Source organism: Salmonella sp. SAL04157, assembly GCF_046551635.1.
GTDB lineage: Bacteria > Pseudomonadota > Gammaproteobacteria > Enterobacterales > Enterobacteriaceae > Salmonella > Salmonella enterica.
On the sequence record NZ_JBGDVS010000001.1, the window covers coordinates 400,567 to 423,344 of the forward strand.

Sequence of the window (22,778 nt, forward strand, 5' to 3'; positions counted from 1 at the left end):
ACATCCTCGGAAAATGAACGATATCGCGCATAACCTGGCATACATCCGGGACAAAATCTCCGCCGCGGCGACGCGTTGCGGCCGCTCTTCAGAAGAAGTTACGTTGCTTGCAGTGAGTAAAACCAAACCTGCGAGCGACATCGCAGAAGCCATTGCCGCCGGACAACGGGCATTTGGTGAAAATTATGTACAAGAGGGGGTGGAAAAAATCCGCCACTTTCAGGAAGCGAAAGTGGAAGGCCTGCACTGGCACTTTATAGGCCCTTTACAGTCCAACAAAAGTCGGCTGGTGGCCGAGCATTTTGACTGGTGTCATACCATCGATCGCCTGCGTATCGCCTCGCGGCTGAGCGAACAGCGTCCGGATAATCTGCCGGCACTAAATGTTCTGATCCAAATTAATATCAGCGATGAAAACAGCAAATCAGGCATTCCGCTGGCGGAACTGGATGAGCTGGCCGCTGCGGTGGCTACACTGCCGCGTCTGCGGCTTCGCGGACTGATGGCGATCCCGGCGCCAGAGTCAGATTATGTAAGGCAGTTTGAAGTCGCACGTCAAATGGCTGTAGCATTTGCCGGGCTGAAAGCGCGCTACCCTGACGTTGATACCCTATCTCTGGGTATGAGCGACGATATGGAAGCCGCGATTGCGGCAGGTAGCACAATGGTGCGCATCGGCACCGCTATCTTTGGTGCTCGTGATTACACAAAAAATTAAGGAAAACTGAGGAACGCCATGAATACGTTGACCTTCCTGCTCTCAACGGTAATTGAGCTGTATACCATGGTGCTATTATTGCGCGTGTGGATGCAGTGGGCCCGCTGTGACTTTTACAACCCTTTCTCCCAGTTCGTGGTGAAAATTACGCAGCCCATCATCGGACCGCTGCGTCGTATTATCCCGCCAATGGGGCCGATTGACAGCGCTTCCCTGCTGGTGGCGTTTATTCTTAGCGTTATTAAGGCGATAGTGCTGTTTAAGGTAATTACGTTTCAGGCGATTATCTGGATTGCCGCGGTGCTTATCTTGCTTAAAACAATCGGCCTGCTGATCTTCTGGGTGCTGCTGGTCATGGCTATCATGAGCTGGGTGAGCCAGGGTCGTAGCCCAATTGAATATGTATTGATTCAGCTTGCCGAGCCGCTGCTCAGCCCGATTCGCCGTATACTGCCTGCGATGGGCGGCATCGACTTCTCGCCGATGGTTCTGGTGCTGCTGCTGTATGTCGTTAATATGGGGATCGCTGAAGTCTTACAAGCGACAGGCAACATGTTGCTGCCGGGGCTGTGGATGGCGTTATGAGTGCTGTGACTCGCTGCGAAGACGGTCTGGTGTTACGGCTTTATATTCAGCCGAAAGCCAGCCGCGACAGTATTGTGGGCTTACATGGCGACGAGGTGAAAGTCGCCATTACCGCCCCGCCGGTTGACGGTCAGGCAAACAGCCATCTGACCAAGTTTCTCGGTAAACAGTTTCGCGTGGCGAAAAGTCAGATCGTCATCGAAAAAGGCGAGCTGGGCCGTCACAAACAGGTAAAAATTATTCACCCGCAACAGATCCCGCCGGAAATTGCGGCGTTAACTGAGTAGGTATTCCATGCAAAAAGTTGTTCTCGCAACCGGCAACGCCGGTAAAGTGCGCGAGCTCGCGTCGCTGTTAAGCGATTTTGGGCTTGATGTGGTAGCGCAAACGGAACTGGGCGTCGATTCCGCGGAAGAAACCGGCCTGACGTTTATTGAAAACGCGATTCTCAAAGCGCGCCATGCCGCTAAAATGACCGGTCTGCCCGCCATTGCCGATGACTCCGGTCTGGCCGTTGACGTTTTAGGCGGCGCGCCGGGTATCTATTCCGCGCGCTATTCTGGCGAAAACGCGACAGATCAGCAAAACCTGGAAAAACTGCTGCATACTCTACGGGATGTTCCGGACGACAAACGCCAGGCGCGATTCCATTGTGTACTGGTTTATTTGCGTCATGCCGAAGATCCCACACCGATAGTCTGTCACGGTAGCTGGCCTGGCGTTATTACTCGCCAGGCGGCCGGAAATGGCGGATTTGGCTATGATCCCATTTTCTTCGTACCGTCTGAAGGCAAAACCGCCGCAGAACTGACCCGGGAAGAAAAAAGCGCGATTTCCCACCGTGGACAAGCGCTCAAGCTGCTGCTGGATGCGTTACGCAATGGCTAAACTACCGCCGCTCAGTCTTTATATTCATATTCCCTGGTGTGTACAAAAATGTCCATATTGCGACTTCAATTCCCATGCGTTGAAGGGCGAGGTGCCGCATGACGACTACGTCCAGCATCTGTTAAGCGATCTGGATGCCGACGTCGCCTGGGCGCAAGGGCGTGAAGTAAAGACCATTTTTATTGGCGGCGGTACGCCAAGCCTGCTTTCCGGGCCGGCGATGCAAACGCTGCTGGACGGCGTGCGTGCGCGCCTGAATCTGGCGGCGGATGCGGAAATTACCATGGAAGCGAACCCCGGCACGGTCGAAGCCGACCGCTTCATCGACTATCAGCGCGCCGGCGTAAACCGGATCTCCATTGGCGTGCAGAGCTTTAGTGAGCCTAAGCTGAAACGTCTTGGCCGTATTCACGGTCCACAAGAGGCGATGCGGGCAGCAAGACTGGCAAATGGGCTTGGGCTACGCAGCTTTAACCTCGACTTGATGCATGGATTGCCGGACCAAACGCTGGAAGAGGCGCTGAATGATTTGCGACAGGCGATTGCGCTTAATCCGCCGCATCTCTCATGGTATCAATTGACGATTGAACCCAACACTCTGTTCGGTTCGCGTCCGCCGGTTTTACCGGACGATGACGCTCTGTGGGATATCTTTGAGCAGGGCCACCAGTTATTAACCGCCGCGGGCTATCAGCAATACGAAACGTCGGCCTATGCCAAACCCGGTTATCAGTGCCAGCATAATCTGAACTACTGGCGCTTTGGCGACTATCTGGGTATTGGCTGCGGCGCCCACGGTAAAGTCACCTTCCCGGGCGGCAGGATCCTGCGCACCACCAAAACCCGTCACCCACGCGGTTATATGCAGGGACGTTACCTGGAAAGCCAGCGTGACGTGAGTGATGACGATAAACCCTTTGAGTTCTTTATGAACCGTTTTCGGTTGCTGGAGCGCGCGCCTCGCGCCGAATTTATCGACTATACCGGGCTTACGGAAGCGGTTATTCGTCAGCCAATCGACGAGGCTATTGCCCAGGGCTATCTGACCGAATGCGAGCAATACTGGCAGATTACCCGGCACGGTAAACTGTTTTTAAACTCTCTTCTTGAGTTGTTTCTCGCGGAATAACAAGGATAAGCCTGTCGCGCCAGCGGGTAAAATACCTGATGGCGCGACGCTTACCGACCTGTGGCGGTTAATGCGCCGCCGGCAAGCGCATTATTTAATAACCCCTTTACGACGTAAATCGTCCGTATCTTTTTTCCAGCGCTCGTAACCGTCATTAATATCCATGATTTTCATGCGGATATCACTCTGTTGCATCTGAAGTTTCTGTACCGCTATATTCAGCGGATATTGTCCTTTCTCTAACGTTATCCAGTCATTCTGCGCTTTTCGACGCAGTTCTTCTGATTTCAAAAATACCTGCCGCCGCTGCTCGTGTATGTCTAAATCTCTTTTCTGCTGAATAGCCGCTTCATTGCACGGCTCACTCTGCTTACGGCACGCGTCTAATGCCGGTTGATAGACCTCTTTTTCGTATTTCTCGGCATATACGCTGCTATCGTTGGCTTTTACATAATCATCGCGCTCTTTTAACGTCTTTTTAAACGCCTCGGCGCGGGTCAACGGTTTCCCATCAGCACCTTTTCCCCAATATGCGTCCGCTTCTTTTTTAGCTACCGCTATTTTCTTATCCAGGGCAAAGAGTTGTTCTTCAAGACCGGGGATCGACGCTTTCTGCGCACGCCAGGAAGCTTCAATGTTGCCAAACCGATAGTTAAAGTCATCGCTGTTGACGATCAGGTATTTATCATTCGTTTTAATGTCGTCAATAGCCCGGCCCTGATCGCTGGCTGCCATTTGTAATGAGTAATAGCTCACCGTCCAGCCAGAGGCTGGCGTCCCTTTGCTGGTCAACATGGCAGAAAATTTAACGGGACGATCTTTGGTCCAGGTTTTTTCAACAAAATAATAATCCGCCGCCATACCAACGCCGGTATACATATCTTCACGGGAAGAAATATCCCCTTCGGCAGACCAGGTGGCCTGATTGCCCCTCGAATCAAGATTTTTTAAGGTAATGGAATCCAGTTTAAGTATGCCGTGGTACTGCTTACTAAACTGTTCTTTTAAGATGTTATCGGAGGGTTGAGCAACCTCTGCCCAACTATAGCCTGAAATCAGGGCAAACAGCGCTGCGCCAGCAATCCATTGTCGAACCACTTGTGGACCTCCCGTCCAGAGACATGACGCCCACGATTATCATAACCAGGATGATAATTAGCAAGATAATAGTGTTGATTGTGCGAGAGGTCTTCCAAAGATAGCCCCGGCCTTCCGACCGGGGCATTATCTTTAATACTGATTGAACATCGTCTGGATCTGTTTTGGATCTTTAGTCTGGGTTAACGCCAGTTGCAGTAAAACACGCGCTTTTTGCGGGTTCAGCGTGCCGGAGGCGACAAAGCCGTATTTTGCATCGTCAACTTCCGCATCCTGCGTGGTTGCGCCAGTCGGCACACGTGAAGAACGCACCACTACCGTACCGTTGTGCGCAGCGGTCGCCAGGGTATCAAAGACCGTTTTATACAGGTTGCCGTTACCCACACCTGCGCTCACGATCCCGTCATAACCCGCGTCTACCAGCGCTTTTGCCGGCAGATCGGACGCATTCGCATAGTTATAAACGATACCGACTTTCGGCAACGCGGTCAGCTTCGACACGTCGAACGGGGTGGAGGTGGTATGTTTACGCTCTGGCGTACGCTGGTAGTCAATTTTACCGTTGTGGATATAACCCAGTGGGCCGTAGTTAACCGCTTTAAACGTCGCCACGTCAGTCGTATTGGTCTTAGTGACGTCGCGTCCGTCCATGACGGTATCATTCATTACCACCAGCACGCCGCGGTTGGCAGACTGTTTATCAGCCGCTGTTACTACCGCATTATAGAGGTTGAACGGGCCATCTGCGCTCATTGACGTGGAGGGACGCATCGCGCCGACCAGTACCACCGGTTTATTGCATTTCACGGTCAGATCGAGGAAATAAGCGGTCTCTTCCATCGTATCAGTACCGTGGGTGATCACGAAACCGTCGGTGCTGTCGCACTCGGTGTTGATTTTTTTCGCCAGCGTGAGCCAGACTTCATCGTTCATATCCTGCGAGCCAATGTTAACGACCTGCTCGCCTTTCACTACCGCAATGTCCTTCAATTGAGGAATGGCATCCACCAGATTTTCGACACCGACTTTACCTGCCGTATAATTTGATTTTGTTGCTGAATCACCGCCGCCAGCGATCGTTCCGCCGGTCGCTAAGATGGTGATATTCGGTAAAGCGAACGCTGCGCCGCTGAAACCCATTACCAGAGCAGCTAATGCCGTTTTCCTGAAAAACTCCATGTTATATCTCCAGTTATGTCAACTGGTCGCATTATCCCTATATTGCAGACGAATAATGTGATGTCATACGATTAACCAGCGATATATATCCAACAGAGAGTATTTTTTAGAGATGGATAACAAAATGCAGGAAAAAACAGAATAAAAAGGCGCAGATACGATCTACGCCATTGTTTAAAAAGGAAAGATTACTTCAGGCTACCAACCAGCGTTTTGCGGCTATCTTCTAAGGTTACTACGCGGCTACAGACATCTTTGCCAAACTGCTGGAAATCTTTCTCCTGGTTTTTCCATTCATTCTGGATAGCGGTTTGCAAACCACCGAGACTGCCCATCACGCCCTGTAAAGGATTGCCGCCGCCTTTAAGCACCGCTTTGGCGCCCATTTCGTTAATGCTGTCCTGCAAAATACCGCCCATCGCCTGATTCACCAACTGCTGACCGTCGGCACGCACCTGGTCGATAGCCTTATAGTGGAACGTCAGGCCGTCCGTACGATGTTCGATAATACGGTTCATTTGCGCTTTTAATTGCGCATCAAGCTTCGTCAGACGGCTACGCATGTTGCTGCTTTCGCCCACCTCTTTAGCGATGATTTTATCCAGCGCCACGCGGCCTTTTTCGACGCGCGATCGGGCGCCCTCATCAATCCACGGCAGCGCGCTTCGCAGTTCCGCCTGGTAATCTTTCGCTTGCTCGCGTTGCGCGGCGCTAAGGGTGTACTGCTTACCGTTGTACATCACATTGCCGTCCGGCGTGATCACCAGGTTGCCGTTTTCACCTTTCACCTGCACCGTTTGTGGACTCAGGATCACATCGTCACGCGGCGTGACACTGCATTTGTAATCTGCATGAGCGGCCATCGCCGTCAACGTTAGCACTGCCGCCAGCAGCGTTTTGCGCATCATAACTTTCCCTCAAGACAAAGCGGGCCGGCATTTGCCGACCCTGTACTCATTAGTCCCACCAAACGTCGAAAAGTTCGCTGGTTCGGACTTCTTCAAGGTTGCGCGCTTCCAGCCACTTACGCACAATCGCCTGATGTTCTTCGGTACATTTACCGATTTCCTGCATACAAATCAGCCCTTCCCAGGCCAGGTAGCCGCTGCCGTCAAACGCCAGTTTATTGGGCTCAATAACGTCATTAATAAAGTCATCGACAGTCTTATCGACCTGCTCTTCAGATGTACCTTCCGGAAAACGCCATGCCACCGAAAATCCTAATTCCTGGAATTCGTCAATGTGCATTTTTTTACGCAGACGACGACTACGGTTCTTTGCCATTATTTCACCCTCTCGAACATTAAGTCCCATACGCCATGACCAAGACGATGGCCACGTTGTTCAAATTTCGTTACCGGGCGCGATTCCGGGCGCGGTACATAATCATTGCTCTCTGACAGATTTTTGTACCCGTCGATAGAAGACATGACTTCAAGCATGTGTTCCGCATACGCTTCCCAGTCGGTCGCCATATGGAAAACGCCGCCCAATTTCAGCTTGCTCAATACCAGTTCAGCAAACGGCACCTGAACGATACGGCGTTTATTATGACGCGCTTTATGCCACGGGTCAGGGAAAAAGAGCTGAACCATCGATAAAGAATTGTCAGGAATCATTTTATGCAACACTTCTACCGCGTCGTGGCACATGACGCGCAGGTTTTCAACGCCCTCTTCATGAGCGGACGCCAGGCACGCGCCGACGCCGGGCGAATGCACTTCAATGCCGAGGAAATTCTGCTCCGGGCGAGCTTTCGCCATCGCCACGAGAGACGCCCCCATGCCAAAACCAATCTCCAGCGTCACCGGCGCTTCGCGACCAAACAACGTGGCGAAATCTACCGGCGCTTCGCTGAACTCGACGCCCATCACCGGCCAGTAGTTTTCCAGCGCGTGCTCTTGCCCCTTTGTCAGTCGCCCCTGGCGACGAACAAAACTACGAATACGGCGCAGCGGGCGACCGTTTTCATCAAATTCCGGTGAAATGACGTCGTTTTTCATAAAAGTGTAGTCTGCTGTGTTTGAGTTCTGAAAACGGGCATTATCCAAAGTTAGTTGCCGGATGCAAGCATGAAGCGCACTGCGGAAAGTTCCGGTTTACACCCTGCGGCCTCTGTGCTGCAATCTTGCCCCCGGCAATAATGAATGAGTTTCCATGCAAGCGTCTCAATTTTCAGCCCAGGTTCTGGACTGGTACGACAAATACGGGCGGAAAACGCTGCCCTGGCAAATTAACAAGACGCCTTACAAAGTATGGCTCTCGGAAGTCATGTTGCAACAAACGCAGGTGACGACGGTGATTCCTTACTTTGAGCGATTTATGGCGCGCTTTCCCACGGTGACGGATTTAGCGAATGCGCCGCTGGATGAAGTGCTCCATTTATGGACCGGGCTCGGCTATTACGCCCGCGCGCGTAATTTGCATAAAGCGGCGCAACAGGTAGCGACGCTTCACGGTGGAGAATTCCCGCAAACTTTTGCCGAAATCGCCGCGCTCCCCGGCGTCGGACGTTCAACCGCCGGCGCAATTCTCTCCCTCGCGTTAGGTAAACATTATCCGATTCTTGATGGAAACGTTAAACGTGTGCTGGCTCGCTGTTATGCTGTTAGCGGCTGGCCTGGAAAAAAAGAGGTGGAGAATACGCTGTGGACGTTGAGCGAGCAAGTGACGCCCGCACGCGGCGTGGAGCGTTTTAATCAGGCGATGATGGATCTGGGCGCGATGGTTTGTACGCGTTCAAAGCCAAAGTGCACCCTGTGTCCGCTGCAAAACAGTTGTATCGCCGCTGCGCATGAAAGCTGGTCACGCTATCCGGGCAAGAAACCGAAACAGACGTTACCGGAGCGGACGGGTTACTTTTTATTGTTACAGCATAATCAGGAGATTTTCCTGGCGCAGCGCCCTCCCAGCGGTTTATGGGGCGGACTCTACTGCTTCCCGCAGTTCGCCAGCGAAGATGAATTACGTGAATGGCTGGCGCAACGGCATGTTAACGCTGATAATTTGACCCAGCTTAACGCGTTTCGCCACACATTTAGCCATTTCCACCTGGATATTGTGCCTATGTGGCTTCCCGTGTCGTCACTGGACGCCTGCATGGATGAAGGCAGCGCGCTCTGGTATAACTTAGCGCAACCGCCGTCAGTCGGACTGGCGGCCCCCGTGGAGCGCTTGTTACAGCAGTTACGTACCGGAGCGCCAGTTTAACGCCCCGGTCGATGAAGAGGATCACTTATGAGTAGAACGATTTTTTGTACTTACCTGCAACGCGACGCTGAAGGGCAAGATTTTCAGCTCTACCCTGGCGAACTGGGAAAACGTATCTATAACGAGATCTCTAAGGACGCGTGGGCGCAGTGGCAGCATAAGCAGACCATGTTGATTAACGAGAAAAAGCTCAACATGATGAACGCCGAGCACCGTAAGCTGCTGGAACAGGAGATGGTGAGCTTCCTGTTCGAAGGCAAAGACGTTCATATCGAAGGTTATACGCCGGAAGATAAAAAATAGGCCCGTTGCTGAATGACGCTGCGCTTATTCGGCCTGTGAGTTATGCCGGATAAGCCCTTAGCGCCGCTGCCCGGCAACATGGCATAACGACAACACAACATGCACTCCCGGAATGATGAAAAAATTACTCGCGCTTGCTGTTATTGCGCCGTTGCTCATCTCCTGCTCCAGTTCGACCAAAAAAGGCGAGACGTATAATGAAGCCTGGGTCAAGGATACCAACGGCTTTGATATTTTGATGGGGCAATTTGCCAACAATATTGAAAATCTGTGGGGATATAAGGAAGTCCTGATCGCCGGGCCGAAAGACTACGTCAAATATACCGATCAGTTCCAGACCCGCAGCCACATCAACTTTGATGATGGGACCATTACCGTTGAAACCATCGCCGGGACGGAACCTACCGCACATCTGCGCCGGGCCATTATTAAAACGTTGCTCATGGGTGACGACCCAACCTCCGTCGATCTTTACTCCGATGTCGATGACATAAAAATTTCTAAAGAACCCTTCCTGTATGGTCAGGTCCTCGACAATACCGGCCAGCCTATTCGCTGGGAAGGCCGCGCCACGACATTCGCGGATTACTTGCTGAAAACGCGGCTCAAAAGCCGCAGTAACGGCCTGCGTATTATTTACAGCGTCACCATTAATCTGGTGCCGAACCACCTTGATAAACGCGCGCATAAATATATTGGCATGGTACGCCAGGCCTCCCGTAAATACGGCGTTGACGAGTCGCTGATTCTGGCGATTATGCAAACGGAGTCCTCGTTTAACCCGTATGCGGTCAGCCACGCGGATGCGCTGGGCCTGATGCAGGTGGTGCAACACAGCGCCGGGAAAGATGTTTTCCGTTCTCAGGGTAAGTCCGGCACGCCAAGCCGTAACTTCCTGTTCGACCCCGCCAGCAATATCGATACCGGCACAGCGTATCTGGCAATGTTGAATAATGTCTATCTGAGCGGTATTGAGAATCCGACGTCGCGGCGCTATGCGGTCATTACCGCCTACAATGGCGGCGCAGGCAGCGTATTACGCGTATTCTCGAACGATAAGATTCAGGCCGCGAATATGATTAACCGCATGTCGCCGGGGGATGTGTACCAGATATTAACCACCCGACATCCATCTGCGGAGTCGCGCCGCTATCTGTACAAGGTGAATTCCGCCCAGCGATCGTATCGCCGCCGATAAACCATCGCATCCCGCCTCTGGCCAGCAAATGACAGAGGCGGGAAAGGAAAAAGTGTTAACTCCGTCACCCTTTTGCTTTGCAATCAGAAATTGTTTGCAAATATTTGTCACAGGTAACAAAAAAAGCCCGCCTCTCATTGATAGAATCACACCAAATCACAACGGCAAATGTGCCTTTTAAAACATTCATCCGCTCTCAGGTGTGAGGAAATTAACATGAATCTTAAGCTGCAGCTTAAAATACTCTCTTTTCTGCAGTTCTGTCTGTGGGGAAGCTGGCTCACTACCCTGGGCTCGTATATGTTCGTCACCTTAAAATTTGACGGCGCATCTATTGGCGCAGTTTATAGTTCACTGGGGATTGCCGCCGTCTTTATGCCGACCTTGCTAGGCATTGTGGCTGACAAATGGCTGAGCGCGAAATGGGTCTATGCCCTGTGTCATGTCGTCGGCGCCATCACGCTATTCATGGCCGCGGAAGTCACTACGCCTGGGGCGATGTTCTTTGTGATCCTGCTTAACTCGCTGGCCTATATGCCGACGTTGGGCTTGATCAATACAATATCGTATTACCGCCTGCAGTCTGCCGGCATGGATATTGTGACTGACTTCCCGCCTATCCGTATCTGGGGCACCATTGGCTTTATTCTGGCGATGTGGGGCGTGAGTTTCTCCGGTTTCGAGCTGAGCCATATGCAGCTTTATATCGGCGCGACGCTTTCTGTTCTGCTGGTACTGTTTACCTTTACCCTGCCGCACATTCCGGTGGCGAACCAACAGAAAAACCAGAGCTGGACATCAATGCTGGGCCTTGACGCTTTTGCGCTGTTTAAAAATAAGCGGATGGCGATTTTCTTCATCTTCTCCATGATGCTGGGCGCGGAACTGCAGATCACCAACATGTTTGGCAACACCTTCCTGCATAGCTTTGATAAAGATCCGCTATTCGCCAGTAGCTTTATCGTGCAGCACGCCTCGGTGATGATGTCGATTTCGCAGATTTCTGAAACGTTATTCATCCTGACCATTCCGTTCTTCCTGAGCCGTTATGGTATTAAGAACGTTATGCTTATCAGTATTGTGGCGTGGATGCTGCGTTTCGGCCTGTTCGCTTATGGCGACCCGACGCCGTTCGGTACCGTTCTGCTGGTACTGTCGATGATTGTGTACGGCTGCGCCTTCGATTTCTTCAACATTTCTGGCTCGGTGTTTGTCGAAAAAGAAGTACGCCCGGAAATCCGCGCCAGCGCGCAGGGGATGTTCCTGATGATGACCAACGGCTTCGGCTGTATCCTGGGCGGCATTGTGAGCGGTAAAGTGGTGGAGTATTACACTCAAAACGGCATTACCGACTGGCAGACCGTGTGGCTCATCTTCGCAGGCTACTCGCTGGTGCTGGCCTTTGCGTTCGTAGCCTTGTTCAAATACAAACACGTTCGCGTTCCGGCAAGTTCGCAACCCGTCGCACATTAATTCTTGCCCTGTTTCGCAGGCCGGATAAGGCGTAAATGCCTTATCCGGCCTGCAGGCAACGTTACTTTAAAACATATCCGTACAAGCGTTGAATTCCATCGGCATCGGTCTCGCTATACACTCCCTGCAATTCCGGCGAAAAACCGGGCAACAGATTGATGCCCTCTTCCAGCGCCAAAAAATAACGCTGCGCCGCGCCGCCCCAAATCTCCCCCGGCACCACGCACAGTACGCCCGGCGGGTATGGCAATGCCCCCTCGGCAGCAATACGCCCGTCCGCCTCGCTGATACGCACCAGCTCTACATCGCCGCGAATAAAGGCGCTGTTGGCGTCCTGTGGGTTCATCGCCACATGCGGCAGGCTTTCTTTGCGGAACATCGCTTTTTGCAGATCCTTAACGTCAAAGCTAACGTACAGGTTGTGCATCTCCTGACATAGCTCACGCAGGGTGTAATCGCGGTAGCGAACCGGGTATTTCTGAAAAACCGTCGGCAATACATCCGCAAGCGGCGTATCGTCTTCAATGTGCCGTTCAAATTGCGCCAGCATCGCGACCAGCCGCGCCAGTTTCTCTTCGCTCTCAGCGGGTGTCAGCAAGAACAGAATCGAGTTGAGATCGCACTTCTCAGGCACAATACCGTTCTCACGCAGATAGTGGGCGAGAATGGTCGCCGGGATGCCGAATTCGATGTACTGCCCACTATCGGCATCAATACCTGGCGTGGTCAGTAACAGTTTACAGGGGTCGACAAAATACTGGTCATCCGCATAACCCTCAAAGCCATGCCATTTCGCCCCGGGCTCAAAACTGAAGAAACGACGATTGCTGGCAATGGTCTCCGTCGGATATGCCTGCCACGGCTTGCCGTCAACAACCAGTGGGATAAAGGGCTGAAGCAGTTTGCAACGGGCGAGAATGGCTTTACGCGCATCAATGCCCAGCGCAACGCACTCCGCCCACAGGCGGCGACCGCTCTCCCCTTCGTGGATTTTGGCATTGATATCCAGCGCCGCAAACAGCGGGTAGAACGGACTGGTCGAGGCGTGCAACATGAAGGCGTTGTTCAGGCGTTTGTGCGGGCAAAAACGCGCCTGGCCGCGAATATGGTTATCTTTTTTGTGGATCTGCGAGGTTTGTGAGAACCCCGCCTGTTGCTTATGTACCGATTGGGTCACAAAGATCCCAGGGTCGTTTTCATTAAGCTCCAGCCGCAACGGCGAGGTATCCGCCATCATATTGATAAACTGCTCATAGCCTACCCACGCGGAGTCAAACAGAATGTAATCGCAGAGATGCCCGATTTTATCCACCACCTGACGGGCGTTGTAAATAGTGCCGTCATAGGTACCCAGCTGAATGATCGCCAGGCGGAACGGACGCGATGCATCGGCGCTTTCCGGCATCACGTCACGAATCTGGTCGCGCAGGTACGTTTCATCAAAACAGTGCGCATCAATACCACCGATAAAACCAAACGGGTTACGCGCTGCTTCAAGATAGACTGGCGTCGCCCCGGCCTGAATCAGGGCGCCGTGGTGGTTGGATTTGTGATTATTACGATCAAACAGCACCAGATCGCCGCGCGTCAGCAGGGCGTTAGTGACCACTTTATTCGCCGCCGAAGTCCCATTCAGCACAAAGTAGGTTTTATCCGCATTAAACACTTTTGCCGCAAATTTCTGCGCGTGTTTGGCAGAACCTTCATGTATGAGCAGATCGCCAAGTTTCACATCGGCGTTACACATATCCGCACGAAACAGATTTTCACCAAAAAAGTCATAAAAATGACGGCCTGCGGGATGTTTTCTAAAAAACTCGCCATGCTGGTGCCCCGGGCAAGCAAAGGTACTATTCCCCATGTCGACATACTGGGTCAGGGTGCCATAAAAGGGCGGCAGAAGTTCCGCTTCGTAGCGACAGGCTGCGTTTTCCAGCTCCAGCCATTCCTGCGCGTTCCCACCTATTACCGCCGTAACGCCGGCAGGCGCGCTGACGGGTTCATCCACAAGCATAAACACCGGCAGGTGAAAACCGGTGCGTTTAAGCAACGCCAGAATACCGCTACGGCTGTCGGCAGTGGTAATGACGACTGCGGCCACATCGGTAAAGTCGGTACTGTCCAGCGCCACTACGTTTCGGTGGGTGGAGAGACGGGGGATGAGTTCACCGCTGGCGGCAATATTCATTGATTTCATAAGCGCAAATACCCGTTTCGGGAGTAGAGTAACCCCGGACAAAGCCCGATGCCTTGCCCAACGAGATGCCGGGTCAAACTGGATACCAGCTCCGACCGCCAGACATCAGTAAAAACAGACTGTTTCTGATTTTACTGTTGTCCTGCAGTGAGCGTGCGCTGCCCTCACCGCATAGCGGGGACGACAAAAAAAAGGAAAGAAAGGGGCAAACCTCGCGCAGTCAGGCGACAGTGAAGACAATATAAAGGCGCTATGTTCATCCCGGCGAGCCCCATGCTGGCAGGAGAAATTTCGCGCAATCATGGCACCTTTCACCAGACGGCGCAAGGTAAAATCAGCGCTCTATACGTCACAGATAATCAAGCTATTAACAGCTTAATCGCGTGATAATAAGGCAATTTGAAAGACAAATAACAGGAGTCATTGTGGTAATTGGACCTTTTATTAACGCTGGCGCAATTTTATTCGGCGGCGTTATTGGCGCGCTGTTAAGTCAGCGTCTGCCAGAACGGATTCGCGTCTCAATGACGTCTATTTTTGGTCTGTGCTCTCTGGGTATTGGCATTCTGCTGGTGATGAAGTGCGCTAATCTTCCGGTGATGGTGCTGGCGACGCTGGTCGGCGCGCTTATCGGCGAGTTTTTTTTGCTGGAAAAAGGCATTAATGGCGCAGTCGCGAAAATCCAACAATTATTTATGGCATCGGGTAATAAGCCAACGCACGACTCATTTATTCAAAGTTACGTCGCTATCATTGTACTTTTTTGCGCCAGTGGCACCGGTATTTTCGGCGCGATGCATGAAGGGATGACCGGCGATCCAAACATTTTGATCGCTAAATCTTTTCTGGATTTTTTCACTGCCATTATTTTCGCCTGTTCGCTTGGCATCGCCGTTTCGGCGATTTGCGCACCGATGTTGATTATCCAGTTAACGCTTGCCGCCTGCGCCACTCTCATTCTTCCGCTGACCACGCCGGCAATGATGGGCGACTTTAGCGCTGTGGGCGGACTGCTGCTGGTGGCAACCGGCTTGCGTGTATGTGGAATCAAAATGTTTCCGGTAGTGAATATGCTCCCGGCGCTGTTGCTGGCGATGCCGATCTCCGCCGCATGGGCGATGTTTTTTGCCTGACTCTGCGTGCAATAACAACAAAGTGGTGATAGATTGTGCAGTCTACGTTGATTTGAAGAAATTTCGTTGACGAAGCGAGGCGATTACGGTTTAATGCGCCTCGTTGCCCGGATAGCTCAGTCGGTAGAGCAGGGGATTGAAAATCCCCGTGTCCTTGGTTCGATTCCGAGTCCGGGCACCACCTTTCCTTTTTTATGCTTCCTTATGAATTCCTCGATGTCTTCAAGTCAATAAGTTTGAACATAGACTCTTTCCAGAAATTATTGCCATATGATCTCCATTAGACCAATATAAACGGATGCGTGATCATAATAAAGGCAGCAATAGTAAGTTTTAACATTAAACATACTGCGAAATTTCAATTAAGTTTCCATCAGGGTCCCTGATGTAGATAGACATTATCTCGCCTGTAGCTCCAGTTCTCTCAACCGGGCCTTCAACAATGGGAATGCCTGCCTGTAAGATCTCAGACACAACATCATTTATCGGTGTCGATGTAATAAAACATAAATCGGCAGATCCCGGCGTTGGTCTACTCGCTTTTGGTTCGAACTCCATTTCTTGCTGATGGAGGTTAATTTTTTGCGCTCCAAATATTAACGCTTTTCTGTTTTGTTTAAATGTTACCGCAGAAAAACCAAGTACCTCTTCGTAGAATCTTATTGTGGTTGATATATCAGATACCGTTAATACAAGGTGATCAATTCTGTCAATTATCATTTGAATAGACTCATGATGTTTATATTTTGGGGATGCTACATTAAAAATAGCATTAACCTACTTTTAAATCAGATGCATTTTTTTTGCATCTACTCTAAGTTGCTGCCGAAAATTGGGATGCGCCAATTCAATGATCCTGAGCGCACGCTCGGTTGAAGAGAGCCCCTTCAGGTTTACGGAGCCAAATTCAGTGACTATCCAGTGCGTATCCGTTCGTGGGGTTGTTACAGGCCCCTCAAGGCGGGGAACAATACGAGAAATCGTATCATTCGCGGCCGTTGAGCGGGTCGTAATAATGGAACGACCTCCTTTAGATGCATATGCGCCTCTGACAAAATCCAATTGCCCTCCTGAAGCACTGTACTGGTGTCCAAGCAAATATTCAGAGTTACAGGCACCAGTGAGATCGATTTGTAAGGTAGCGTTAATGGAGACAACATTCTCATTTTGCGCAATGATCCCCGGATCGTTAACATAATCGACAGGCCGACTAAAAAAAGAGGGGTTGTCGTTGAGATAGTCATACATATCCTTTTGTCCCATAGCAAAAGTAAATACAGACATTCCCCGGTCGATATTTTTACGCTGGTTGGTAACGACGCCTTGTTGAATCAAACTTACCAACCCCGGATTCAGCGCCTCTGTATGGACCCCCAGATCATTATGTTCCTTGAGCGCATTACAGATGAGCTCCGGTAATGCGCCGACCCCCATCTGGAGACAAGCGCCATCTGGCACAAGAGAGGCGATAATCTGACTGATAGCAATATCTTCGGCTACGGCAGTACGTATTGGTAGTTCAATTAAAGGGACATGGTTTTCAACAATGGCGTCAATTTCTGAAATATGGATTGCAGCACCTTCTCCATGAACGCGCGGCATATATTTGTTAACTTCGACAATAAGCTTTTTAGCTGTCCTCGCAATCCGGGTGGAATAATCGTTTCCAGTTCCAAAATTAAAATAGCCATACTTATCCATAGGGGACACGGTGTGAATAAAGGTATCAATACCAATATCATCAGCCAGTAATCGCGTCGCCTGATGAAAATTTGAAGGTACATAGTTAACTATTTTTCGCCCGGAACTCTCAATCCCCTGACGTATTAAAGCCCGTTCAATACCGGTAATAAACATACTGTAGAGATGAATATAGTCACTTAGCTCATAACGGAAAATAGTGTTCCCGGCAATGCTGGCTGTTTCATAACAGTAAACCCGCAGATCGTTGATTTCTCCCCTTTTCGCTCGCTTTGCCAGCGCATTCAGCAAAGCTGGAGGCTCTGCTGCAAACATTCCCATAGAGAGGTGACTGCCGGAGGTAATTAAAGTAACCGCCTCGTCAGGCGTCACGCATTTTTCGGCATACACTGCATTAACATTCATCATGACTCTAAACCTCAGGGCGATTTCTCAATAAGCGGCGTCTTCTTCAGGCGAACATCCACAGCAATAAACTAACATTGTTCGTTCGAAGCGCATGACCTCTACACCATTCTGGTTAATACCACATGTCCGAACGGTAACGATGCCTTGTCCCGGGCGACTATTTGACAGGCGTTTGCTGAGTACAGTGCTTTCAGCATAAAGTGTATCCCCTGCGAAAACCGGATGGACGGCTTGTACCTTATCCCAGCCAAGATTGGCCACGACCTTGGCGCTGACAGTACGCACGCTCATACCGGTTAAAAGCGCCAGAGTGAACGTTGAATCAACCAGTAACTTTTTCCATTCCGTTTTGCTGGCGTAAGCCGCATCGAAATGGACCGGCTGCACATTGAGAGTGAGCAGGGTAAACCACACATTATCGGCGTCCAGAACCGTCCGGCCGGGACGATGTTCAAAAACATCACCGGGATGAAAATCCTCCCAGTAAAGACCCGAAATTTCTCGGTAGCGCCCCTCGCTAATGGTTTTATAAGCGGGTAATAACGTGTTCATAATCAATTCCTCTGTTAATAAAATCAGGAAAAGATCCCTGCCCGGGCGAGTAATCTCCGGGCCTGACGGGCAACGGCTGCATCTATCATCATGCCGCTAACGATCCCGACGCCTTTGGCATTCTCTGTCAGTACTGCACGAGCATGATTAATTTCTGCCGTTGTAGGAGTAAATGCGGCGTTGATTACACTAATCTGAGCGGGGTGAATAGCCGATTTTGCAGAAAAACCAAAACTGAGCGCCTGCAGCGTTTCCTCTTTCAGACCTGAAAAATCGCCTATATCAAAGAAGGGAGCATCTATTGCAAGAAGCCCTTTCATAGCGCAGGCAGCCACTATTCTGGCCCGCGCCAGCGCAAGAGGCTCCCAGGCGGGTGTGGCGCCAATGTCAGCCGCCATATCTGCGGCGCCAAACATCAACCCGCAGAGTCTGGGGGTGGCGTCCGCAATAGACTCTACGGCATTAAGCCCAACAACTGACTCAATAATGCCAATAAGGCGAGTATCAGAACCAGCCATCATGATAAGACTATCCACGATTTGCAGGTGCGCGGCTGACTCTGTTTTCGGAAGAATAATGTAATCAGGAAAAAAACGGCATTCCAGTAACATATGCAGGTCTTCAATGCCAGCATGAGTATTCATTCCATTAATTCTTAATGCTATTTTCAGCGATGAGTTTGGTCGGGATGAAAGGAACTGCATCGCAATTTTCCGGGCCTGCGCCTTGTCATTCGGGGTGACGGAATCTTCAAGATCGATAATAGAAATGTCCGCCGCACTTTCAACTGCTTTTATGAAACGTTCTGGTCGAATTGCTGGGGTAAAAAGCCAGCTACGTGTCGGTGTATGAGAAATATCGGGCATATTGCACCTCCTGTTAACCTCACTATGCGCTCGCTGGTTTCATTCTTCCAATATATGATGGTGCCATTCTTAATTGCTTTTGGAGATGAGGATGGAACTGCGCCATATTCGCTATTTTCTCGCCGTCGCTGAAGAGCGGCATTTCACGCGGGCTGCGACAAAATTAGGCATAGGTCAGCCGCCGCTAAGCCAACAGATTAAGGATCTGGAAAGAGAGCTGGGAGCGCAGCTATTCCGGAGAGTGCCTCATGGCGCGGAATTAACCGAGGCTGGAAAAGCATTTTATGATGTTGTTAAAGGGATGCCTGCTACCGCGACAAGAGCCGTGCTGGCAGCGCAGCGTGTTGCCAGGGGGGAATCGGGCGTGTTAAGGGTGGGTTTTACTGCCTCTGCGGCATTTAACAGTGTGGTGCCCGGCGCAATCCGTACTTTCAAGCGGGCTTATCCTGACGTTCGTTTGCAGCTTGAGGAAGGAAATACAACTCAACTGGCTGATGAATTGAATGAAGGATCGCTGGATGTTGCCTTTCTGAGACCCGGTTTTACAGGCAATGAACGGTTCCAGCTCAGGTTACTGTCTGAAGAGCCAATGGTTATTGTGCTGGCAGAAACGCATCCTGCTGCGGCGTGTAAACAGATTGCACTCTCGATTCTCAAAGATGAGTTTTTTTTACTCTTCCCACGTGAAATCGGCCTGTCGCTTTATGACGCAGTGATCGAGGCCTGCGGTAAAGCGGGCTTTGAACCGAAAATTGGTCAACTCGTGCCGCAAATTTCGTCAGTCATTAACCTTGTGTCGGCAGAGATGGGTGTGTCGATGGTTCCAGATTCAATGAGACAGGTTAATGTCAAGGGAGTAGTATACCGCCCCGTTGCAGACCAGATGCCCGTCGCAAAGTTGGCTCTGGCATACCGGCGCGGCGATACATCGCCAACGCTGAGAAACTTCATCCTGAAAGTCACTGGCTGAATGCAGTTACGTGAGCGTTGAATAATCATTTGAAACGTAACCAATAATTATTGGTCCGATTTTGTGTCTAAAGGAATCGCTAACGGAGCAGGAACTGGCTGCAATGTCTGTGGATCGACAGCCAGATAACGCCCGGTTTTACTGTCGATACCCACATAATCGATAAGCTTGCCTTTGGCATAAAGCACCATTGTCTGTTTTGCAAATGCCTCATATGCACTGCTCATTATTTTCACTTTATCCACATAATCTGCTGCGAGATTATGCGTTTCCAGGGGGTCACGTTGCAGGTTGAATAATTCCCATGGCGCATTACCCGCCTGTGGGAATACTGTGACAAGACGACGCAATTTCCATTCCCCATCTATCCAGGCCGCCTGATTATGGAGTTCAACACCATATTGTGTGCGAGGCGCGTGCAGACTTTCACCGGTCAGATAGCGTTTAAAACTCACGCCGATCATTGGCAGTGTCGGTCTTTCAGATAATGATTTACTGACATCAATACCTGCAAATTCATAGAGCGTGGGCGCGACATCATACGCCGCCATTGTGGCGTTATCTATGGCGCCATTATGGATGATACCAGGACCGGAAATCATAAAACTGGTATTAATTCCCCCCTGACCGCTGGTCGTTTTGTGATAGCGACCATAAGGCGCATTGCTGACATCAGCCCAGTGGGGACCATAAGAGATAAATGAATTTTTACGACCAATATTTTCGTAACGATTATCGAATTGCTTCCAAAAATCCGGTTCAGATTCATAGTGAAAGCCCTCTGCCGGATTCACCCCATTATCACTTAAGAAGACCAGAATCGTGTTTTTATCGCGCCCGGTCTTTTTTAACGTCTCAATAACGGTACCAATCTGTGCATCCATATTGGCGATCATAGCAGCGTAAACCTGCATCACCTTCGCCGTATATTTCTGCTGTTCCGGGGTCATCGCCTGCCATTCTTTATCAAGTTCCAGTCCTGGCAGAGGTATGTCATCACGCAGGAAACCCAGTTTCTTCAAACGAGCAATACGCTGACGATAGACGTCTGCATAGCCCTGTTCATACTGATTTTTAAAACGACTAATCCATTCATCCGGCGCCTGCAGAGGATCATGTGGCGCAGTAAAGGCCAACCACGCGAAGATAGGTTGTTCCCGTGGCGTCTCGCTGATCCAGCGATTAATCTGGCTGGCATAGGCTTCGCTGGAGTAAAAACTGGAGGGCAGTGAAATGCGCTGATTGTCACGGGTATAATAGGTATGAAATATCTCCACGGTTCCCAGCGGCACGGCATCATCAAAGTGACTGGCGCCTCCCCCCATCAAGGCGAAAGAATGACGAAAGCCCCGATCTTTTGGCGTCGAGCCTGGCGTAAAACCAAGATGCCATTTACCCGCCATCAGCGTATTGTAACCAGCATCTTTAAAGCGTTCAGCCATGGTCGTCACCCGATCAGTCAGGCGCAATTCATAGCCTTCCTTACCTATGGTATTTTCATACCACCACATACCGCCTATACCCGCTTGCTGACTGGTGTTCCCGGTTAATAGCATCGCACGGGCGGGAGCAGACATGGGAGACGTGTAATATTGACTCATCCGCACGCCGTTCTCAGCCATCGCCTGCAAATTAGGCGTTGGGATTTCCCCACCGAAGGGAGTGATATCAGAATATCCCATATCATCAGCGATAATCACAATAATATCAGGACGTTCGTTTTGCGTACTGTGCGCCGTACCGGAGAAGATAATGCTGAGTGTGGCAAGTGTTACTTGTTTTTTCACGGCTTATTCCCCATTTCAGACTACGGATGTTGTACAAGAGCGGCGAGCAAATGCGGCAAGAGGGACCATCAGCCCGAAAATCTACCCATAACGTCAGCACGCCAGGCTTTCAGTCCATTCAGATTCCGGGGCCAGGCGCGTAGCGGAGCCAGAATCTCCGTGAAAAAAGAGTAATAGCCGCTACAAAGTCGGTTGTAGCCGGCACTGTTGATATGTGCGGGGCAGCCTCCCTGGCAGACTATTTTCACAGAACACCGTTGACACTCCCGGCGCTGGCTTTTCTTAATACCAAAGGGAAGCCGGGTTGCGGAATCTACGGCTGGCGCTAACGTATTATTAGCAAGCTGTCCCAGGTAATGCTGGCTATTAATCAGATGATCGCAGGCATAGAGTTTGCCGTCCGGCTCCATGACCAGATTCGTGCCGCAGCGGGCGGAGTGGACACAGGTGGCGCTGATATGCGTAAAATATTGTGCCCATGCCTGTTCAATGTTGATCACAAAAACCCGTCCCATATCGCCGCGTTTGCGCCATTGACGCCAGATATCAATCATGAAACGTCCCCAGTTATCCGCACTCAATTGGTAACGTTGCTGTAGGGCGTTGCCTTCGTTCATCAGTGGCTGAAATTGCAGATAACGAGCGCCAAGGCTAACAACATGATCGTAGATGGCTGCCGCATGGCGAGCCATGTCATCATGCACGACAATCAGTACGTTAAAATCGACTCGATAGTGTTGTAACAATGTGATTCCCCGCAACACCGCCGGATAACTGGACTCGCCGCGTTTGCCCGGACGATGGTAATTTTGCAAGTCTTCACTGCCCTCAAGACTGATGCCAATAGTAAAATTATTGTCGCGAAACAGACGACACCAGGCATCGTTTAACAACGTCGCGTTCGTTTGCAGACTATTACTGATCGTCACGCCGTCAGGCGCATATCGTTGTTGAAGCGCTATTACCTTTTTATAAAAACCGATTCCGGCTAAAAGCGGTTCACCGCCTTGCCAGACAAAATTAATTTCACGCGCACTGGCAGGTTGCGCCGCAATATAGCGACAAATAAAAACCTCCAGCGTTGATTCATTCATTTTTTCTACGGGCGTTTCGCCCTGTGGGTAATAACAATAGCGGCAGGCCAGATTACACGCAGGGCCTATGGGTTTTGCCAGAATATGGAAGGGTATCTGCGCGCGATATTCAGTCATTACGGGGATTTGTTGTTGCCGTAATGTGTTGAGATTCAACATTATTCTGTCCTGTAATTATCATTTCTGATGCGGAGACATGACTCACATTTCGCAATAGCGTCCGTCTGGTGCTGCGGGCAGAATGCCGAAAGCGGGCTGTATCTATTGATACACCGGTTTTCTGCATAGC

The 22,778-nt window shown here is 50.7% G+C and carries 23 protein-coding genes and 1 tRNA gene; 12 read left to right on the forward strand and 12 right to left on the reverse strand.

The features are described from left to right. Positions 1 to 13 precede the first annotated feature (13 nt). Genes ACLJRE_RS01955 through hemW form a run of 5 tightly spaced genes read left to right on the forward strand, consistent with a single transcriptional unit; the run spans position 14 to position 3,320 of the window. Entirely contained in the window at positions 14 to 718 is a 705-nt protein-coding gene (locus tag ACLJRE_RS01955; protein ID WP_000997812.1) for a YggS family pyridoxal phosphate-dependent enzyme, read from the forward strand. Positions 719 to 736: 18 nt separating this feature from the next. Further along, a complete protein-coding gene (locus ACLJRE_RS01960; RefSeq protein WP_001094848.1) occupies positions 737 to 1,303 on the forward strand; it encodes a YggT family protein in 567 nt (188 codons plus the stop codon). Further along, positions 1,300 to 1,590 (forward strand): DUF167 family protein YggU, encoded by a 291-nt coding sequence (gene yggU, locus ACLJRE_RS01965; protein ID WP_001277205.1) that lies wholly within the window; start codon positions 1,300 to 1,302, stop codon positions 1,588 to 1,590. The genes ACLJRE_RS01960 and yggU overlap by 4 nt, the downstream gene beginning before the upstream one ends. Positions 1,591 to 1,597: 7 nt before the next feature. Further along, positions 1,598 to 2,191: an XTP/dITP diphosphatase gene (locus ACLJRE_RS01970; protein WP_001174769.1), complete on the forward strand. Its 594-nt coding sequence runs from the start codon at positions 1,598 to 1,600 to the stop codon at positions 2,189 to 2,191. Beyond that, positions 2,184 to 3,320, forward strand: coding sequence for a radical SAM family heme chaperone HemW (gene hemW / locus ACLJRE_RS01975; protein WP_023195147.1), 1,137 nt, complete (start codon positions 2,184 to 2,186; stop codon positions 3,318 to 3,320). The genes ACLJRE_RS01970 and hemW overlap by 8 nt, the downstream gene beginning before the upstream one ends. Before the next feature lie 90 nt (positions 3,321 to 3,410). On the opposite strand, the gene ACLJRE_RS01980 is transcribed toward hemW, so the two are convergent. The 5 genes from ACLJRE_RS01980 to trmB all read right to left on the reverse strand — a co-directional run bounded on the left by ACLJRE_RS01980 (position 3,411) and on the right by trmB (position 7,600). Continuing rightward, positions 3,411 to 4,418, reverse strand: a complete 1,008-nt coding sequence (locus tag ACLJRE_RS01980; protein ID WP_000252190.1) for a DUF1202 domain-containing protein — start codon at positions 4,416 to 4,418, stop codon at positions 3,411 to 3,413. 132 nt (positions 4,419 to 4,550) lie between these two features. Continuing rightward, positions 4,551 to 5,597: an L-asparaginase 2 gene (ansB, locus tag ACLJRE_RS01985; RefSeq protein ID WP_023212704.1), complete on the reverse strand. Its 1,047-nt coding sequence runs from the start codon at positions 5,595 to 5,597 to the stop codon at positions 4,551 to 4,553. A gap of 188 nt (positions 5,598 to 5,785) precedes the next feature. Next, positions 5,786 to 6,505, reverse strand: coding sequence for a DUF2884 domain-containing protein (locus ACLJRE_RS01990; RefSeq protein WP_023212703.1), 720 nt, complete (start codon positions 6,503 to 6,505; stop codon positions 5,786 to 5,788). Between the two features lie 49 nt (positions 6,506 to 6,554). Next, on the reverse strand, positions 6,555 to 6,881 hold the full coding sequence (locus ACLJRE_RS01995) for a YggL family protein (protein WP_001107574.1): 327 nt from the start codon (positions 6,879 to 6,881) through the stop codon (positions 6,555 to 6,557). Further along, a complete protein-coding gene (trmB, locus tag ACLJRE_RS02000; protein ID WP_000786890.1) occupies positions 6,881 to 7,600 on the reverse strand; it encodes a tRNA (guanosine(46)-N7)-methyltransferase TrmB in 720 nt (239 codons plus the stop codon). The genes ACLJRE_RS01995 and trmB overlap by 1 nt, the downstream gene beginning before the upstream one ends. A 154-nt stretch (positions 7,601 to 7,754) precedes the next feature. Here trmB and mutY point away from each other — a divergent pair, with 154 nt between their 5' ends. From mutY to ACLJRE_RS02020, 4 genes are all read left to right on the forward strand, one after another. Next, complete coding sequence (mutY, locus tag ACLJRE_RS02005) at positions 7,755 to 8,807, forward strand: A/G-specific adenine glycosylase (RefSeq protein ID WP_001148961.1); 1,053 nt, start codon at positions 7,755 to 7,757, stop codon at positions 8,805 to 8,807. Positions 8,808 to 8,834: 27 nt separating this feature from the next. Then, on the forward strand, positions 8,835 to 9,110 hold the full coding sequence (locus ACLJRE_RS02010; protein WP_000091706.1) for an oxidative damage protection protein: 276 nt from the start codon (positions 8,835 to 8,837) through the stop codon (positions 9,108 to 9,110). Between the two features lie 112 nt (positions 9,111 to 9,222). Further along, positions 9,223 to 10,308: a membrane-bound lytic murein transglycosylase MltC gene (gene mltC, locus ACLJRE_RS02015; RefSeq protein ID WP_000976289.1), complete on the forward strand. Its 1,086-nt coding sequence runs from the start codon at positions 9,223 to 9,225 to the stop codon at positions 10,306 to 10,308. Positions 10,309 to 10,524: 216 nt separating this feature from the next. Next, complete coding sequence (locus ACLJRE_RS02020; RefSeq protein ID WP_001049804.1) at positions 10,525 to 11,781, forward strand: nucleoside permease; 1,257 nt, start codon at positions 10,525 to 10,527, stop codon at positions 11,779 to 11,781. Between the two features lie 61 nt (positions 11,782 to 11,842). Here the strand turns inward: ACLJRE_RS02020 and ACLJRE_RS02025 are convergent, their stop codons facing one another. Next, positions 11,843 to 13,978 carry an ornithine decarboxylase gene (locus ACLJRE_RS02025; RefSeq protein WP_023212702.1) on the reverse strand — a complete coding sequence of 712 codons (2,136 nt, stop codon included), beginning with the start codon at positions 13,976 to 13,978 and terminating at the stop codon, positions 11,843 to 11,845. Between the two features lie 425 nt (positions 13,979 to 14,403). Between ACLJRE_RS02025 and ACLJRE_RS02030 the strand changes: the two genes are divergently transcribed. Both ACLJRE_RS02030 and ACLJRE_RS02035 read left to right on the forward strand, forming a co-directional pair. After that, positions 14,404 to 15,111, forward strand: a complete 708-nt coding sequence (locus ACLJRE_RS02030) for a DUF554 domain-containing protein (RefSeq protein WP_410957299.1) — start codon at positions 14,404 to 14,406, stop codon at positions 15,109 to 15,111. Positions 15,112 to 15,216: 105 nt separating this feature from the next. Next, positions 15,217 to 15,292: transfer RNA gene (locus ACLJRE_RS02035), tRNA-Phe, on the forward strand. A gap of 158 nt (positions 15,293 to 15,450) precedes the next feature. Here the strand turns inward: ACLJRE_RS02035 and ACLJRE_RS02040 are convergent. From ACLJRE_RS02040 to ripC, 4 genes are all read right to left on the reverse strand, one after another. Then, a complete protein-coding gene (locus tag ACLJRE_RS02040) occupies positions 15,451 to 15,831 on the reverse strand; it encodes a VOC family protein (RefSeq protein WP_000582672.1) in 381 nt (126 codons plus the stop codon). A gap of 63 nt (positions 15,832 to 15,894) precedes the next feature. Continuing rightward, positions 15,895 to 17,220: an itaconate CoA-transferase RipA/Ict gene (gene ripA, locus ACLJRE_RS02045; RefSeq protein WP_023229064.1), complete on the reverse strand. Its 1,326-nt coding sequence runs from the start codon at positions 17,218 to 17,220 to the stop codon at positions 15,895 to 15,897. Between the two features lie 24 nt (positions 17,221 to 17,244). Continuing rightward, on the reverse strand, positions 17,245 to 17,772 hold the full coding sequence (ripB, locus tag ACLJRE_RS02050) for a (R)-specific enoyl-CoA hydratase RipB/Ich (protein ID WP_001094307.1): 528 nt from the start codon (positions 17,770 to 17,772) through the stop codon (positions 17,245 to 17,247). 23 nt (positions 17,773 to 17,795) lie between these two features. Continuing rightward, entirely contained in the window at positions 17,796 to 18,638 is an 843-nt protein-coding gene (gene ripC / locus ACLJRE_RS02055; protein ID WP_001112897.1) for an itaconate degradation C-C-lyase RipC, read from the reverse strand. 91 nt (positions 18,639 to 18,729) lie between these two features. On the opposite strand from ripC, the gene ripR reads away from it, so the two are divergent. After that, positions 18,730 to 19,608, forward strand: a complete 879-nt coding sequence (gene ripR, locus ACLJRE_RS02060; protein ID WP_000423168.1) for an itaconate degradation transcriptional regulator RipR — start codon at positions 18,730 to 18,732, stop codon at positions 19,606 to 19,608. A gap of 47 nt (positions 19,609 to 19,655) precedes the next feature. Here the strand turns inward: ripR and ACLJRE_RS02065 are convergent, their stop codons facing one another. Together ACLJRE_RS02065 and ACLJRE_RS02070 are read right to left on the reverse strand one after the other, a co-directional pair. Next, positions 19,656 to 21,395, reverse strand: coding sequence for an arylsulfatase (locus ACLJRE_RS02065; protein ID WP_023196831.1), 1,740 nt, complete (start codon positions 21,393 to 21,395; stop codon positions 19,656 to 19,658). A 68-nt stretch (positions 21,396 to 21,463) separates the two neighbouring features. Then, the gene (locus tag ACLJRE_RS02070) at positions 21,464 to 22,648 is read right to left on the reverse strand and encodes an anaerobic sulfatase maturase (protein ID WP_000933445.1); all 1,185 of its coding nucleotides are present in this window, start codon (positions 22,646 to 22,648) and stop codon (positions 21,464 to 21,466) included. Positions 22,649 to 22,778: the final 130 nt, after the last annotated feature.

Excerpts from the sequence above, each read along its gene's own strand:
- ACLJRE_RS01955 (WP_000997812.1), top strand. The coding sequence starts at position 14 with ATGAACGATATCGCGCATAACCTGGCATACATCCGGGACAAAATCTCC.
- ACLJRE_RS01960 (WP_001094848.1), top strand. The coding sequence starts at position 737 with ATGAATACGTTGACCTTCCTGCTCTCAACGGTAATTGAGCTGTATACC.
- yggU (WP_001277205.1), top strand. The coding sequence starts at position 1,300 with ATGAGTGCTGTGACTCGCTGCGAAGACGGTCTGGTGTTACGGCTTTAT.
- ACLJRE_RS01970 (WP_001174769.1), top strand. The coding sequence starts at position 1,598 with ATGCAAAAAGTTGTTCTCGCAACCGGCAACGCCGGTAAAGTGCGCGAG.
- hemW (WP_023195147.1), top strand. The coding sequence starts at position 2,184 with ATGGCTAAACTACCGCCGCTCAGTCTTTATATTCATATTCCCTGGTGT.
- ansB (WP_023212704.1), bottom strand. The coding sequence starts at position 5,597 with ATGGAGTTTTTCAGGAAAACGGCATTAGCTGCTCTGGTAATGGGTTTC.
- ACLJRE_RS01990 (WP_023212703.1), bottom strand. The coding sequence starts at position 6,505 with ATGATGCGCAAAACGCTGCTGGCGGCAGTGCTAACGTTGACGGCGATG.
- ACLJRE_RS01995 (WP_001107574.1), bottom strand. The coding sequence starts at position 6,881 with ATGGCAAAGAACCGTAGTCGTCGTCTGCGTAAAAAAATGCACATTGAC.
- trmB (WP_000786890.1), bottom strand. The coding sequence starts at position 7,600 with ATGAAAAACGACGTCATTTCACCGGAATTTGATGAAAACGGTCGCCCG.
- mutY (WP_001148961.1), top strand. The coding sequence starts at position 7,755 with ATGCAAGCGTCTCAATTTTCAGCCCAGGTTCTGGACTGGTACGACAAA.
- ACLJRE_RS02010 (WP_000091706.1), top strand. The coding sequence starts at position 8,835 with ATGAGTAGAACGATTTTTTGTACTTACCTGCAACGCGACGCTGAAGGG.
- mltC (WP_000976289.1), top strand. The coding sequence starts at position 9,223 with ATGATGAAAAAATTACTCGCGCTTGCTGTTATTGCGCCGTTGCTCATC.
- ACLJRE_RS02020 (WP_001049804.1), top strand. The coding sequence starts at position 10,525 with ATGAATCTTAAGCTGCAGCTTAAAATACTCTCTTTTCTGCAGTTCTGT.
- ACLJRE_RS02025 (WP_023212702.1), bottom strand. The coding sequence starts at position 13,978 with ATGAAATCAATGAATATTGCCGCCAGCGGTGAACTCATCCCCCGTCTC.
- ACLJRE_RS02040 (WP_000582672.1), bottom strand. The coding sequence starts at position 15,831 with ATGATAATTGACAGAATTGATCACCTTGTATTAACGGTATCTGATATA.
- ripA (WP_023229064.1), bottom strand. The coding sequence starts at position 17,220 with ATGATGAATGTTAATGCAGTGTATGCCGAAAAATGCGTGACGCCTGAC.
- ripB (WP_001094307.1), bottom strand. The coding sequence starts at position 17,772 with ATGAACACGTTATTACCCGCTTATAAAACCATTAGCGAGGGGCGCTAC.
- ripC (WP_001112897.1), bottom strand. The coding sequence starts at position 18,638 with ATGCCCGATATTTCTCATACACCGACACGTAGCTGGCTTTTTACCCCA.
- ripR (WP_000423168.1), top strand. The coding sequence starts at position 18,730 with ATGGAACTGCGCCATATTCGCTATTTTCTCGCCGTCGCTGAAGAGCGG.
- ACLJRE_RS02070 (WP_000933445.1), bottom strand. The coding sequence starts at position 22,648 with ATGTTGAATCTCAACACATTACGGCAACAACAAATCCCCGTAATGACT.